General features: G+C 66.9%; 17 protein-coding genes and 1 pseudogene. 3 read left to right on the top strand and 15 right to left on the bottom strand.

The features are described from left to right. Positions 1-73 precede the first annotated feature (73 nt). Together K7W41_RS19505 and lgt are read left to right on the top strand one after the other, a co-directional pair. Positions 74-1,438 (top strand): peptidoglycan D,D-transpeptidase FtsI family protein, encoded by a 1,365-nt coding sequence (locus K7W41_RS19505; protein WP_224611932.1) that lies wholly within the window; start codon positions 74-76, stop codon positions 1,436-1,438. 270 nt (positions 1,439-1,708) lie between these two features. Then, positions 1,709-2,602 (top strand): prolipoprotein diacylglyceryl transferase, encoded by an 894-nt coding sequence (gene lgt, locus K7W41_RS19510; protein ID WP_224611933.1) that lies wholly within the window; start codon positions 1,709-1,711, stop codon positions 2,600-2,602. Positions 2,603-2,679: 77 nt separating this feature from the next. On the opposite strand, the gene K7W41_RS19515 is transcribed toward lgt, so the two are convergent. Genes K7W41_RS19515 through K7W41_RS19555 form a run of 9 tightly spaced genes read right to left on the bottom strand, consistent with a single transcriptional unit; the run spans position 2,680 to position 9,198 of the window. Continuing rightward, the gene (locus K7W41_RS19515) at positions 2,680-3,135 is read right to left on the bottom strand and encodes a hypothetical protein (RefSeq protein WP_224611934.1); all 456 of its coding nucleotides are present in this window, start codon (positions 3,133-3,135) and stop codon (positions 2,680-2,682) included. Next, the gene (locus K7W41_RS19520; protein WP_114673598.1) at positions 3,110-3,472 is read right to left on the bottom strand and encodes an ArsR/SmtB family transcription factor; all 363 of its coding nucleotides are present in this window, start codon (positions 3,470-3,472) and stop codon (positions 3,110-3,112) included. Before K7W41_RS19520 ends, K7W41_RS19515 begins: the two co-directional genes overlap by 26 nt. 35 nt (positions 3,473-3,507) lie before the next feature. Continuing rightward, positions 3,508-4,155 carry an SCO family protein gene (locus tag K7W41_RS19525; RefSeq protein ID WP_224611935.1) on the bottom strand — a complete coding sequence of 216 codons (648 nt, stop codon included), beginning with the start codon at positions 4,153-4,155 and terminating at the stop codon, positions 3,508-3,510. Positions 4,156-4,179: 24 nt separating this feature from the next. Further along, complete coding sequence (locus K7W41_RS19530; RefSeq protein WP_224611936.1) at positions 4,180-5,070, bottom strand: cation diffusion facilitator family transporter; 891 nt, start codon at positions 5,068-5,070, stop codon at positions 4,180-4,182. Then, positions 5,063-5,692: a DUF305 domain-containing protein gene (locus K7W41_RS19535; protein WP_107139496.1), complete on the bottom strand. Its 630-nt coding sequence runs from the start codon at positions 5,690-5,692 to the stop codon at positions 5,063-5,065. The genes K7W41_RS19530 and K7W41_RS19535 overlap by 8 nt, the downstream gene beginning before the upstream one ends. Beyond that, the gene (locus tag K7W41_RS19540) at positions 5,662-6,162 is read right to left on the bottom strand and encodes a DUF3105 domain-containing protein (RefSeq protein WP_107139497.1); all 501 of its coding nucleotides are present in this window, start codon (positions 6,160-6,162) and stop codon (positions 5,662-5,664) included. The genes K7W41_RS19535 and K7W41_RS19540 overlap by 31 nt, the downstream gene beginning before the upstream one ends. A gap of 44 nt (positions 6,163-6,206) precedes the next feature. After that, a complete protein-coding gene (locus K7W41_RS19545) occupies positions 6,207-6,713 on the bottom strand; it encodes a signal peptidase II (protein WP_107139498.1) in 507 nt (168 codons plus the stop codon). Beyond that, positions 6,710-6,970, bottom strand: coding sequence for a glutaredoxin family protein (locus K7W41_RS19550; RefSeq protein ID WP_107139499.1), 261 nt, complete (start codon positions 6,968-6,970; stop codon positions 6,710-6,712). Before K7W41_RS19550 ends, K7W41_RS19545 begins: the two co-directional genes overlap by 4 nt. Next, the gene (locus K7W41_RS19555) at positions 6,967-9,198 is read right to left on the bottom strand and encodes a heavy metal translocating P-type ATPase (protein WP_107139500.1); all 2,232 of its coding nucleotides are present in this window, start codon (positions 9,196-9,198) and stop codon (positions 6,967-6,969) included. The genes K7W41_RS19550 and K7W41_RS19555 overlap by 4 nt, the downstream gene beginning before the upstream one ends. Before the next feature lie 122 nt (positions 9,199-9,320). Here K7W41_RS19555 and K7W41_RS19560 point away from each other — a divergent pair, with 122 nt between their 5' ends. Next, positions 9,321-9,566, top strand: coding sequence for a DUF2171 domain-containing protein (locus K7W41_RS19560; RefSeq protein ID WP_107139501.1), 246 nt, complete (start codon positions 9,321-9,323; stop codon positions 9,564-9,566). A gap of 26 nt (positions 9,567-9,592) precedes the next feature. Here the strand turns inward: K7W41_RS19560 and K7W41_RS19565 are convergent, their stop codons facing one another. The 6 genes and pseudogenes from K7W41_RS19565 to K7W41_RS19590 form a co-directional block, all read right to left on the bottom strand. Continuing rightward, positions 9,593-10,042 (bottom strand): cytochrome c-type biogenesis protein, encoded by a 450-nt coding sequence (locus tag K7W41_RS19565; protein WP_107139502.1) that lies wholly within the window; start codon positions 10,040-10,042, stop codon positions 9,593-9,595. Then, entirely contained in the window at positions 10,039-10,590 is a 552-nt protein-coding gene (locus K7W41_RS19570; RefSeq protein ID WP_107139503.1) for a TlpA disulfide reductase family protein, read from the bottom strand. The genes K7W41_RS19565 and K7W41_RS19570 overlap by 4 nt, the downstream gene beginning before the upstream one ends. Positions 10,591-10,715: 125 nt before the next feature. Next, positions 10,716-12,191, bottom strand: coding sequence for an apolipoprotein N-acyltransferase (lnt, locus tag K7W41_RS19575; protein ID WP_107139504.1), 1,476 nt, complete (start codon positions 12,189-12,191; stop codon positions 10,716-10,718). Between the two features lie 27 nt (positions 12,192-12,218). After that, complete coding sequence (locus tag K7W41_RS19580) at positions 12,219-12,827, bottom strand: M23 family metallopeptidase (RefSeq protein ID WP_107139505.1); 609 nt, start codon at positions 12,825-12,827, stop codon at positions 12,219-12,221. A gap of 186 nt (positions 12,828-13,013) precedes the next feature. After that, entirely contained in the window at positions 13,014-13,673 is a 660-nt protein-coding gene (locus K7W41_RS19585) for a DsbA family protein (protein ID WP_107139506.1), read from the bottom strand. Next, positions 13,670-13,952 (bottom strand): annotated as a pseudogene (locus K7W41_RS19590) (hypothetical protein); the annotation flags it as partial. The pseudogene K7W41_RS19590 and the gene K7W41_RS19585, both read right to left, overlap by 4 nt.

A 13,952-nucleotide genomic window follows, 5' to 3' on the forward strand; every position in this document is an offset into this window, starting at 1 on the left:
CTCTGATGTGCCGGGGAGCAGAGGTCCAGCCTTTACAGAAACAAAATGTGCGGCGCCTACCTTAAGCGCGTCCATGAAGGGTCTTCGCCTGTTCCGCCTCCCTGTCTCCACCCGTCAGCGCCGCCGCGTGCGCCTGATGTGGACCGCCGCTTTCCTCGCGTTGACGTCGTTGCTGCCCGCGTACGTTCAACTGGCTGTTCCGACCGAGCCCTTGGGGAAGCAGGTTCTGGTGCCTCGCGGCTCGATCCACCTTGCAGACGGAACGCTCCTGGCCGTGAGCACACCTGGAGGTCGGCAGTACCCGCAGGGGTCGCTCGCGGCGAATCTGGTTGGCTTTACGGGCGCAGACGGTGGCCTGGAGGGATTGGAGCGCGCACTGGACTCTGAACTCAGGAGCGGCACCTCGCTGACCCTGACCCTGAATGGGACGGTTCAGGCCAGCACTGAGCGCGCGCTCAGTCAGGCGATGACGCGGGTGGAGGCGGACTCTGGATCGGTGGTTGTGCTGGAGCGGGCCACGGGCCGTCTGGTCGCGGTTGCCAACTGGCCCTCCTTTGACCCGCAGCGCTGGACCAGTACCGGCCCAGCCCAGTGGCGTAACCGTGCGGTGACCGATGAGTACGAGCCGGGCAGCGTGGTGAAGGCCCTCACGGTGGCGGCGCTGCTGGAGGAGAACCTCACCTCTCCCAAGCAGGCGTACGACACGCCCATGCGCCGTCCGTACGCTGGGACGGTTATCAATGACATCGTGGCGCATCCGCCAACTCTGCAGACCTGGGAAATCCTGCGCTATTCCAGCAACGTTGGGATGACCCGCCTGATTGAAGGGGTAGAGCCGACCACACTCCACCGCGCGTTCCAGGCGTTCGGGCTGGGCCGGCCCGTGTCCCTTCCTGTGCCCACGGCCGACGGCCAGCTGGCCGCGCCAGAAAACTGGACCCCGCTGACTCAGGCCACCATGTCATTCGGGCAGGGCCTGAGCATGACTACAGTGCAATTGGCCGCCGCCTTCAACACCATCGCGAATGACGGGGTGTATGTCGCTCCACGGCTGATGACGACCGACCCCCTGCAGACCCGGGTGGTCCTGCGGCCTGAGGTGGCGCGGACGATGCAGCGTTTGCTGCATGCGGTGATTGACGAGGGCATTCAGATGAGGGCGGAACCGCCTGGATACCATGTGGCGGGCAAGACCGGAACAGCGCAGGTCGCGGTGGGGGGACGCTACAGCCGTGACGTCTTTTCCAGCACGTTCGCTGGGTTTTTTCCGGCAGATCAGCCCTTCTATACGGTCGCCATTATGGTTCGGGGCGCGAAGCGGGAGTATCAAGGCTCGCAGCTGGCGGCCCCGCTGTTCAAGGAGATTACGACGTCCATCCTGTCCATGCACGGCGTGATGCCCTCATCCCAGGTTCCGGCCACCACACATGAGCCTTGAGGAGCAAGCGGCCGCTGGCCTGGTGGGCGCTGCACTGTCAGGACGAGCCACCAGCGGCGGTGCTCTCCAGGCGACACCATCAGTGGCTGGGCCTTCTTGATCCCGGCGCTGATGGGCGGCAGGACCGTTAGAGAGGATAAGGACGCGTGATGCAGTCAGCCGCAGTACCGCGGCGCTCGGTTGACGGCCGCAGCCGTAAATCCACCTCAATTGGCAGCATGATCATCTTCATGTCCGGTGATGGGCCGCCCAGCGCGGCAGGAGGCAGGTATGGATCCAGTGTTTTTGCAGATTGGCAGTTTCACCATTGCCTGGTACGGCGTGCTGATTACGCTTGGAATCGTTGCGGGCGTGTGGGTCGGCACGAAGATGGCGCGCGAACGCGGCCTGAACGTGGACCTGTTTAACGACATGATCCTGTGGATGATCGTCTGGGGCCTGGTGGGCGCGCGGCTGGTCTTTGTGGCGACCTCGTGGAACCAGTTTGAGAACACGCCGTTTCCGCGCGTGCTGCTGGATATCGTGAACCTGCGCCAGGGCGGCATCTCTATTCACGGCGGCCTGATCGGCGGCATTCTGGTCATGCTGTACTACGCCCGCCGCAAGGGCATGGACTTTTACCGTTACGCCGATCTCTGCGTGCCCGGCGTGGCTTTTGGCATCATCGGCGGGCGCATTGGCAATATCATGAACGGCACGGACACGGTGGGGCGCGTCACCGGCTGGCCGGTTGGTTTCCGCTGGCCCGACAGCGCCCGCGCGTTCCACGACGGCATGTGCGTGCGCAACCCCAACGCCGACATGGACCTGTCCCAGTACTGCCAGCAGATTGGCGGGCAGATGGTCATGACGGCCCCGGTGCATTTTGCCCAGCTGTACGGCGTGATTATCGGCATCATTCTGTCGGTGGCGGCGTTTTTCTGGCTGCGCTCGCGCATTCCGGGCTGGGCCTTCTGGCAGTTCTGGCTGTGGTACAGCGTGCTGCGCGCCGGCTGGGAAGAGACCTTCCGCCTCAACCCCCTGTCTCCCAAGGCCTACCTGAACCAGGGCCTGGACGCCCCCGGCATCGGCTTTTTTACCGACACCCACATCATCAGCATTCCGCTGATTCTGGTCAGCATCTGGATGCTGGTGCGCCTCCGTCAGAAAGCTGACAATGGCTAGACCCATTGAGATGCCGTCTCCGCATGACGTGTTTCAGTGGCCAGGGCTCTTGGCATCGAAGCCATTCAGCGGCCTGCTCAACGTGGCCCTCCGCTGATAGTGATCAGGGTCTGGTCGCCTTGTTTGACGGCGGTGTAGTGCAGTTCGGCCGGCAGCGCCTTGCCCAGAAAGACCGAGTAGTGGTCCGGGGCCATCAGTTCGTCATCGAGCAGCACGTAGCCCCTGGCCCGGAGTACCCGGGCGGCGGCCAGCGGCTCCCAGCCTGGCACGAGATACTGCTCAACCCGGCTCTCGCCGGCGCGCACCTCCTGACGGTAACTGGCGCTGTCGGGGCACGTCGGGCTCAGGCCGGCGGGCAAGGGGGCCAGGCCACCCCACAGCTGACCCGGCTGTTCAATGCAGTACAGCGGTGCGCGCCAGCGCAGGCTGTCCGCCAGCCACCACCCGGTGGGCACGCTGACCAGCGCGCCGCCCAGCAGGGCGAGCGTCAGTGTCCGCCGCTGGCCCCTACTCGGTCGCGTGATCCAGGGCATTGCGGATGGTGGTCGTCACGTGGTGATCGAGGAGCCGGTAATAGGCAATGCGGCCCTCCTTGCGGAAGGTGACGATGCGGCCGGTGCGCAGGAGGCGCAGCTGGTGACTGACCGCACTCTCGCTGATGCCCACCACGGCCGCCAGATCACAGACGCACAGTTCAGTGGTCTTCAGCGCACTCAGAATCCTGAGCCGGGTGGGGTCCGCCATCAGTTTCAAGAAGGCGGCGGCGTCCTCGATGCAGACGTCCTCAGGCTGATGGGTGCGCGCCAGTTGGACGGCCTCCGGATGCAGGCAGGTCACTTCACACACGTCGTCCTGAGAGGCGGTTCTCATTACGTCAGTGTAGACGCTGGTGACTGAACTCGCCGTCACGGCATCACCGTCCGCACGTCTGCGGCGATCCGGTCCGTGAGGTTCAGTTGGGTGTAATCCCAGACCACCCGCCGGTTGCCCTCACGGTCCACCAGGTACACGCCGGTCGTGTGGTTGACGTCGTAACGGTCGGGCGCCGTGATATTCGAATACTCGAACCCGACGCCCCAGGCGGCGGCCGCCTGACGCAGCGGCACCTTGGGAATCACCAGGCCGCGGGCGTCCGGGCTGAAGTAGCGCACGTACGAGCGCAGCTCCGCCGGCGTGTCCCGCCCCGGATCAACCGTGACCAGCAGACTCACAAAGTCCTTGCGCTGCCGCTCTGGAAGTGTCTGGCGCACCCGTTCCAGGGCCGCCAGGGTGGTGGGACAGATGTTGGGGCAATTCAGAAAGCCGAAAAAGACGGCGACGGTTTGGCCCCTGAAATCAGCCAGAGCCAGGGGCCGGCCGTCGTCGCCGGTGCCGGCCAGGGGCGGGGCCACCGTGCCAGGCGGGTAGGCTGTGCCGAGCAGGCCCTGCGGGTTGCGCAGGCGGCTGTAGAGCAGGGCCAGGGACAGCAGGGCCGCCACGGCCAGCAGCGCCAGGGTGAGTGAGCGCAGCCAGGGCCGGGGGGCCCGTGAAAGCGGAAGGAATTCAGAGGTCATGGCGTGTCCTTCTCCTGGATACAGTCAGGGGTGCAGGTGGGTCTGGGCGCGGTCATGGGCGCCGGGCGCTTCAAGCTGCACCGTGACGTGTTCAATCCCGTGGCGAGTGGCCACTGTGCTGATCAGGGCGTGCACGTCGGCAGATGGCGCCGGGCTGACCAGATGCGCCGTGAGGCTGTGCTGGCCGCTGGTGACGCTCCACACGTGCAGGTCGTGTACATCGGTGATCCCGGGCAGGGCCGCCAATTCCGCGCGCAGCGCGTCCAGGTCCAGGCCGCCGGGCACCCCTTCCATCAGGACATTCACGCTCGCCTTGAGCAGCTGCCAGGTTCTCGGCAACACCCAAAGGCCGATCAACGCCCCCAGCACCGGATCAATCCAGGTCTGGCCGGTGAAGCGGATCAGGAGCGCGCCTGCGATGACGGCCACTGACCCCAGCAGGTCACCCATGACTTCCAGGTAGGCCGACTTCATGTTCAGGCTGTCCCCACTGCCCTGCACCAGCAGGCGCGCACTGATGAGGTTGACCACAAGCCCCAGGGTGGCCACGATCAGCATCGGGGTGGTCTGCACCTCGACCGGGGCCTGCAGCCGTCCATACGCCTCGACGAGAATGTACAGCCCGATGGCGAACAGGGCCGCCGCATTCACCGTGGCCGCCAGAATCTCCGCGCGGCGGTACCCGAAGGTGCGGCGGCGATCAGCGGTCCGCTGGCCGATCTTCAGCGCGAACAGCGACAGCGCCAGGGCCATCACGTCGGTGAGCATGTGGCCTGCATCCGAGAGCAGGGCCAGACTGCCCGAGAGCAGGCCATAGATAACCTCAACGACGAGGAAACTGCCGGTCAGGAGCAGCGCCAGCGTGAGTTGGCGGGCATTGGCAGCGGCGCCGTGGCTGTGGCCGTGGTCACTCATGATCCACCGTGTCCATCGAGTGGGACGGGGCGGGTGGCGGAACGCTGACTTTGCGGGCCCTGAGCATCGCGTCGATGGCCTGAATTTCTGTGGTCTGAGCGCTCACGACCCGCTTCGCAAACGCCCGCACCTCCGGGCGGCGCACCGCGTTCAGGGCCGCCTTTGCCATGGCCACCCCGCCCTGATGATGGCGGCGCATCAGCAGCAGATACCGGGTCTCGGCGGTGACCACGGGCAGGGTGTTCAGCGCGGCCTCGTCGGCCGCTGACGCCATGCCCATGGCCGACCGGTCCATGCCCTTCATGGGCGCCTCCCGACCAGCCAGCGGCCGGCCCCAGGCCATCAACCAGCCCTGCATCTGCCCAATCTGCGCCTGCTGGGTCAGCAGGATGTCCTGGGCCAGCAGGCGCACTTCGGGGTCGGCCGCGCGCCTCAGGAGGCTGACACTCATGGTCACGGCCTGGGCGTGGTGGGCCGCCATATCGCGGGCGAAGGTCACGTCCGCACTGGGCTCGCGGGGCGGCGCCGGCCAGGCGACGGCCAGGCCGGCACCCAGTGCGGCGGTGGCCAGCGCCGCACCTGCCCAGCGAATCAGACGGTGTCGTCGTACGCGCCGCTGCATGAGGCTCCTATCTCTGGTGCTTCACCGCCCTGCTCGTAGGTCTGGACGAACGCTTTGATCCGGGGATCCGAGGCGTCCTGCACCTCCAGTTGCTTGTTCCACGCACTGAGGACGATGGGGGCCTTTTGCGTCTCGTGGGGCGAGAGCAGGGTGTAAGTCCGGCCGTCCAGGACCTCGCGGAGTTGCAACACCTGACTGGTCGCCAGATCCGGCCGGTAGGACACCCAGACTGCCCCGTGCTCCAGGCTGTGCACCGCGTACTCGTCGTAGATGGGCCGTTCGTACACGCCGCAGTTCTGCCAGGCCGAGTTGTGTTCCCCGCCCGCCGGTGGGCGCTGCGCGTACTCCAGGCGGCCTGGCTTGTGGGCGCCGCCCTCGAACTTGAAACTTTTGACGCCCTCAATCTCACCCCCGTTCTGATTGCAAGCAGCGAGAAAGACCGTGAGGGACAGCAGCAGGAGTCGTTTCATAGGGTCTCCAGAAGAGAACGTGAGATGGTGAGGGTGCGCCTGGCTCATGACTGCGGCTGCGACCCACGCGGGTGAACGCGGCGGTCCTGGCGCCAGGCCAGCACGAAGAGCGCCCCCGTCCCAGCACACACCAGCACGTCCGACAGGTTGAAGATGGGAAAAGGCGCTTTGGACACCAGTCTGGACACGGTGTCCAGCAGGGGTGACGTCAGGTAATCCACCACGGCGCCCCGCATCAGCCCGTCCAGGCCGTTGCCCAGGGCGCCCGCTGCGATCAGGGCCAGGGGCCAGATCCAGCGGTGGGGCACACGGCCCAGGCCCAGGGCGCCCACGAGACCGGTGCCGACGAGCACCCGCAGCACCGCCAGGGGCGCCGCGAAGCCCCCGAGGAGGCCCCACGCCATGCCAGGATTCAGGGTGAAGCCCAGGTGGAGGACACCGGGGATGAGCGGGCGATTCACCCCTGGCTCAAGGGTGGCGACGGCCCAGGCTTTCAGGAGGCCTTCGGCGACCAGGAGCGCCAGGACCAGGAGAAGGGGGCGCCACTTCATCCTGTGCCCTTGAGCGCGGCGAGCAGGCCGGGGCGCTGCTGGTCCACCGTGCCGAAAAAGACCTGGTCACCCACCACGGTGACGGGCGCGACCCGCACGTCGGTGACCTGGCGCAGCGCCGCCAGGGCCGCTGGGTCCTGACGCAGGTTCCGTTCGGTGTACGCGGCCCCGCAGCGGGTGAGCAGCCGGGCGATGGCGTGGCAGTCCGGGCAGTTGGGGACGGTGTAGAGGGTGATGGGCGCCTTTGTGACCGTCATGCGGGCACCGCAGCGTCCGTGAGGGGAGCGGGACTGGTCGGGGCCTCCTGGGCTTTCCAGCGCAGCAGGCGCAGGGCGTTGGCGGTGACCAGGGCGGTGGCGCCCGTATCGGCCAGAATGGCCATCCAGAGGTTGGTGTAGCCGAGCAGGGTGGTGACGAGGAAGATGGCCTTGAGCCCGAGGGCGAAGGCGATATTGACCTTGATGTTGCCCATGGTGGCGCGCGACAGGGCGACCAGGTCAGCCACACCCGAGACCCGCTCGCGCAAGAGGGCCGCGTCGGCGGTTTCCAGGGCCACGTCGGTGCCGCCCCCCATGGCGATCCCGACATCACTCTGGGCCAGGGCGGGGGCGTCATTGATGCCGTCCCCGACCATCGCCACGCCACCCTGCGCTTTGTAGCTGGCAATGAGGCGCAGTTTGTCTTCGGGCAGCAACTCGGCCTGCACGTCCAGCCCCAGGTCACGGGCGATGGCCTGCCCGGTGCGGGCGTTGTCGCCCGTCAGCATGACCGTTTGAATGCCCAGGTCCTTCAAGCGGGCGAGTGCGGCGCGGGCGTCGGCGCGAGGTTCGTCGCGGATGGCGAGCACCCCCAAAGGCGTGGCGCCGTCCAGCAGCACCACAGCGGTGCGGCCCTGCGCCTCGAACTGAGTGATGGTGCTGAGAAGCGCCGGACTCAGGGGGGCGAGTGCTGCTGCGTGACGCGGGGAACTCACACTCAGGGTGCGGCCCTCCACCGTGGCGCTCGCTCCCTTGCCTGGCAGGGCCTGCGCGTCCTGAGCGGCGGGGATGGTCACGCCCTCCTGCTGCGCGGCCGCCGTGATGGCCTTGGCCAGCGGGTGACTGCTGCCGAACTCCACGGCGGCCGCCAGACGCAGGACGTCCGACCGGCCCAGCTGTTCGCCCACAACGTCGGTGACCCGTGGCCGGCCGGCGGTCAGGGTGCCGGTCTTGTCAAAGGCAATGGTTTTCACTGAGCCGATGGTTTCCAGCGCCGCGCCGCCCTTGATCAGCAGGCCACGCCGGGTCCCGGCACTGATGGCGCTGGTGATGGAGGCAGGTACGCTCAGCACCAGCGCGCAGGGGCAGCCGATCAGCAGCAGGCTGATGCCCTTGTACAGCCAGTCGTGCCAGAGCCCACCGAAGAACAGGGGCGGCACCAGGGCGACCAGGGCGGAGACCAGGACGACCCCAGGGGTGTAGTACCGGCTGAACCGGTCAATGAAGCGCGCGGTGGGGGCTTTGCTGCCTTCGGCTTCTTCCACCATGTGGATGATGCGCGCGATGGTGTTGTCGGCCGCTGCCTTGTCCACCCGGAGGTGCAGGGTGCCGTCCGTGTTGATGCTGCCGGCGTAGACGGCGTCGCCGGGGCCTTTGACCACGGGCACACTTTCGCCGGTCACGGGGCTGTCGTCGAGACTGGAGGTGCCGGTCAGGATGGTGCCGTCGGCGGGCACGCGCGCGCCGGGGTTGACCTGCACGGTCTGGCCGACCTGAAGGGTGTCGGCGGGGACTTCCCGGGGTTGGGGGCCGTCGAGCAGCAACGCGGTTTTCGGGGCCAGGGCGGCGAGCGCCTGAATACCGGCGCGCGCCCGGCCAGCGGCCACGCCTTCAAGCAGTTCACCGACCGCGAAGAAGAAGACCACCACGGCGCCCTCGGCGGCTTCCCCGATGGCCACAGCGCCAATCGCCGCCAGGCTGACCAGCATGTTGATGCTGAACGGGTCCCCGAGGCGGGCACTGGCGAGCGCCTTTTTCGCCAGCGGCCAGACGCCGAGCAGGGTGGCGGCGATATAGCCCGCGGTCGACAGCGACGGCTGGAGGAAACCCAGCAGCCAGGCCAGCGCCAGCAGTGCGCCGGACACCACGACCAGTCGGCCTTGACCGGTGCGGTACCACGGCGTGCCGGCGGGCGCGACCTCATGGGTGTGGCCCGCGTGATCACCGGCATGGGGGTCATGGCCCTGGGGCCCCGCTGACGCGGCAGGGCCCAGGAGAGACGGCGCGTACCCCAGCGATTTGAGGTTCTTCTCCAGGGTGCCCCGGGGCGTCTGCCCTTCGTCCAGGTGCAGGGTCAGGGTCTGTTTGGTAAAGCTGGTCTTCACTTCACTGGTGCCGGGCAGCGTGGCCACCATGCGCTCGACCGTCTGCACGCAGCTGGCGCAGTCCATGCCCTCAACGAAATAGGTCAGGTGGTCCGGATGGTCCTTCCGGGTGGTGGGGGTCATGGCCTGATGATAGCTGAGCTGACGCTCATATGTAAGTCTACTCAGATATGAAGGCGACTTGGCTCGGGCTTCATCGGGGCGTGGGGGCTGAGGCGTACGTTCGGGGCTCAGGAGGCACCACAATGACTGGACAAGATCAGATCAGAGAGCATATGCCCGTTGTTTGCGCCGATGGTCAGCCCCATGGCCAGGTGGACCGTCTGGACGGCGAGTACATCAAGCTCACCAAGGACGAGTCCGGCCAGCATCACTGGCTTCCGCTGAGCGCGGTGGATCACGTGGATGAGCATGTCCACCTCAACCTGAGTCACGCCCAAGTGCATCAGCAGTGGCTGAGTGTAGACCCCCATCCCGAGCACCGGCAGTAAAAGGCTGGGCGGAGCGGCGACCGAAGTCAACGGTCGCCGCTCTCTGATGGCCGCGTGGCCTGACGCACCTGGGCGAGATATGGATCGGTCGCTGTGCGTGGCCCCCGCCTCGTCTGCCGGAAGTGCAAGGTGCGCCAGAAGTGCACGGCCCCTGCCCCCAGGGCCAGGAACGGCATCCCCCAGAGCACCAGATTCAGCCCCTGCTTCGGTGGTTTCAACAGAACGGCGCGGCCGTACCGCGACACCATCCACTCGTCAATCTCGCGCTGACTTCGACCCGCTTTGACCTGTTCACGAACCTCCCGCCGCATCTGAACGCTCAGTGCGTCGCCGCTCTCGGTGATGGGCAGGCCGGTGCACGTTGGACAGCGCAGCTCTGCTCCGATCTGGCGCACCTGCGCCTCCTGTGCGGGGGTGAGGGCTGTCGCAGCTGGCAGCGTGCTGCTGAGCAGAAGCCATGAGGCGGTTCGTCTCATGGCCAGTTGATCCCGATGCGGCGCAGGCCTTCACTTAACCGGGCCGTGGTGAGCCCGCCCCGGTCGACACTGCGGACGATGCCTTCCCGGTCAATGAAAAACGTTTCCGGTACGCCGCTGACGCCGTAATTGATGGCCGTGCGGGCGCCTGGATCAATCAAGCTGGGGTAGGCCAGGGCGTACGCCCGAATGAAGTCACGGGCCTTTTGCAGTTCCGGCTCCTGAAACGAGATGCCCAGGACCGCAAGGCCCTGGTCACTCTGGGTTTCACTCAATGAGCGCAGCAGTGGCGCTTCGTCGCGGCACGGCACGCACCAGGAGGCCCAGAAGTTCACCACGACGGGGCGGCCCTTCAGGCTGGTCAACCGGACCTCCACGCCGTCCAGGCTGCGCAGGGTAAAGGCAGGGGCGGGCTTGTCCAGCAGGGGGCTCCCAGCTTTCCCTGAGCGGTCAGGGCGCGTCAGGGCCGCGACCAGCATGATCACCAGCACGGCCGCTATGACCGGCGGCAGCCAGCGGCGCCAATTGGCCAGCGTCCTACCCGACATGTCGCCTCTCCTGGGAAGGTCCACAACACCGCCTCAAACGTATGTCTGCAAATATATTCATGCATACAGCCTATGACGGGGGTGTGCTGCCGCCAAGGACAGCTGCCTCTGCTGGAGATGAACCGTCAATCGGCGAGTCGCCAGGTCAGCCAGCGCTGGCGACCCCACATCAGGGCGAGGCCGATGCCGGCCAGCAGCGGCACCCAGTCACCCCAGCGAACCAACAGGGTGCGGGTTTCAGCGAGACCGTAGGGCGCGGTGAATGCGCCCGCCACACCCCGGGGAAAGCGGGCCACCACCTGGCCCTGAGGGTTGACCGCCGCACTGATGCCGTCGTTGCCGGCCCGCACCCACCAGCGCCGGGTTTCAATGGCGCGCACGCGGCCCATCTGGAAGTGCTGCTCCGCGCCAGTGGACGGACCAAACCAGGCGTCGTTCGACGCCGTCACCAGCAGATTGGCCCCCTGGGTCACCAGGGCGCGGGCCACGCCTGGAAAGGTGGACTCGTAGCAGATCAGGACACCAGCCCGGAGGGGGCCCAGGATCAGGGGCTGTGTGGTGGTGCCAGGCACTGTGCCGGTCAAGGGCGGGAGGCCCAACCCCGCGAACACCGCGCGATACACTCCGTTCAGGGCGGCGCGGGCCGGAAAGAATTCCCCAAAGGGCACGAGTCGCCGTTTGTCCTGGCGGCCCAACGTCTGTCCCGCCTGCACCGCGTACACACTGTTGCGCAGGCCAGCGTCCTGGGTGGGGGCACCCAGGAGCAGGGGCACTGGCACGGCCGCGAGCGCGCGGCGGACAGGCGCCGTGGTGGGGGCCTGCGGGGCGGCCGTTTCCGGCCAGACGACCAGGGAGGCGGGCGCCGCGCGCAGGCCAGCGGCCGTCAGAGTCAGGTAGTGCGTCAGTTCTTCCGTGCGGCGACCTGCTGCTTTGAGCCGGGGGTCGATGTTGCCCTGGACCAGCAGGACCTGCTGTGTGCTGTCAGGCGCGGCTGGGCGGGTCAGGCCGTAGCCTGCGGCCAGCAGCACCGCACCCAGCACCGCGCTTTGTCCCAAACCCCGCCCCGACACCAGGGCAGCCGCACTCAAAGCCACCAGCAGGCCCACCAGGGCAATGCCCCCCAGGTCCGCCACCTGCACCAGGGGCGTCTGCGCCCAGGCGTAGCCCAGGCTGCCCCAGGTGAACCCAAATGGGCCGGCGGCGCGCAGCGCGTCCATGACCGTCCAGGCCAGGGGCAAGCCCCACAGCGTGGCAGAACCCAGGAGCCGGCGGGTCAGGGCAGCGGTCAGCCCCCACAGGCTGGCCAGCAGGGCGATGAGCAGGACACTCAGGATGACCGCACCCGGGCCCAGAAAGTCCGAAAGGCTGCTGGGCAGCCACAACAGGTGGGCGGCGAAGAACCCGGCGCCGAAGAGCCAGGTGAGTTTGAACGTGTCGGTGGGGGGGCGCCGCGTGATCTCACGGAAGAGCAGGGCCAGGGGCAAGGGGGCGAGCCAGCTCCAGCTCGAGACGAGAAACCCCAGACCGAGCACGCCACCCAGCGCCGCCCAAGCCACATCGGAACGCCAGACGCAGCGGACTGGGACGGGCCAGGAACGCATCCTCTCTCCTTTCACATCTGTTCAGATTTAAAAGAGACCGTACGGGTTCACGGGAATGCCTGCCTGATAGACGCGGAAATCGAGATGGGGCCCGGTGCTGTTGCCCGTGCTGCCCACACGCGCGATGACCTGTCCCGTGACCACCTGCTGGCCCGTACGCACCAGATTGACGCTGTTGTGGCTGTACCGGGTGGTCAGGCCGCCCGCATGCTCCAGCACGATGGTCCAGCCCCACCCGTTGCGCGCATCAAAGACCGCGCTCTTGACGGTGCCGGCCATGGTCGCGCGGATGGGCGTACCGGTGGGGGCGGCCAGGTCCAGCCCCCCATGCTGGGCATTAAAAGGCGTGGTCAGACGGCCCTGAACGGGCGGCACCGCGCTGACGCGCACCGAGGCGGCGCGGACGGTCACCCCAGGAGTTGAGGCCGGCCGGGTGGGCAGCGTCAGCTTCTGACCGACCCGGAGCTGGTTGGCACGCACACTTGGATTGATCTGGAGCAGGGCCGTGACCGTGGTGCCATGGCGCGCCGCAAGGCTGGACAGGGTGTCGCCCGCTTTGACGGTGATGCTGGCGGCCGAGCCCAGAGAGATCAAGACCGCCGCCATGAGCGCCGCGCCAAACATGTGAATCCGCATAAGACGGCGTGAATGTATCAAGTGGCTTGGACCAAAGGATGAGCAGCAATTCATAGATCACACGCAGGGCGTGGGCTGTCGCTTGGGCCGCTCCGGTACAGAGGCTGTGGGCCGGCACGCAGCCAGAAATGAGACGAGGCCCCACATGGGGCCTCGTCTCTGCGCATCTTGATGGGTTGCTCGCGGTTACTTGACCCCCTCCTGAATGGCCGCCTCCAGCGCCTGCACACTGAGCTGCTCAAGCCGCTGCCCATTCACGAAGAACGTGGGTGTGCCGCTGACCCCGAGGGCCACGCCGTCCTGCCGGTCGCGTTCAACCAGGTCCCGCACTTCTTTTGACTCCAGGCTGCGCTGCACCTGCGCGCGGTCCAGGCCCAGGTTCGCGGCGTAGTCCAGGAATTTGCTGGTCTGTGGAGTCTGCTGCTCGCCCCACTCGGACTGCTTAGTAAACAGGTAATCCCGGGCTCGCCAGCGTTTGGCCTCATCTTCTTTGGCGGCTGCCTCAATCAGACCCGCGGCGAGGACGGAGTTGCTGTGCAGCGGAAAATAGCGCGCGACCAGACGTACCTGACCGTCGTACTTCTCCAGCAACTTCATCAGGTCCGGTTCAATGGCCCGGCAGGCTTCGCATTCCGGGTCAAAGAATTCCACGATGGTGACGTTGGCGTCGGCGGGGCCCAGGGCAGGGCTGTCGGCGCGGATGAGGCGTTCACTGGCGTCGGCCAGCAGGGCGGCGGCCTGTGACGTGCCCCGGTTGGCCAGGCTCAGGACCACGATGGTGGCCAGGACAGCGAGCGCGCCGAGGGCCAGCAGAAGGACGGGGGCTTTCTTGGAGGACTGTGTCATGATGTACCTCGGGGTTTGGAGAGCAGCAGGCTGAGGGTGATGACGGTGAAAGCACTCAGGCTGAGCAGGGGAATCGTGATGAATCCCAGCCACTCAATCTGCCGGGCGGTGCAGGACACGCCGGCCGCGCACTGCGTGAGGCCTTCGGGAATGACGCCGTAGTACAGCAGGTTGTGGTACGCGGCGATCAGCAGGCCCGTAACGGAGAAAGGGAGGCTGTAGGCGCGCAGGCGAGAGTCATGCGTCAACAGACCGACCAAGAGCACGAACACCAGCGGA

It is taken from the genome of Deinococcus multiflagellatus (genome assembly GCF_020166415.1).
GTDB classification, from domain to species: Bacteria; Deinococcota; Deinococci; order Deinococcales; family Deinococcaceae; genus Deinococcus; species Deinococcus multiflagellatus.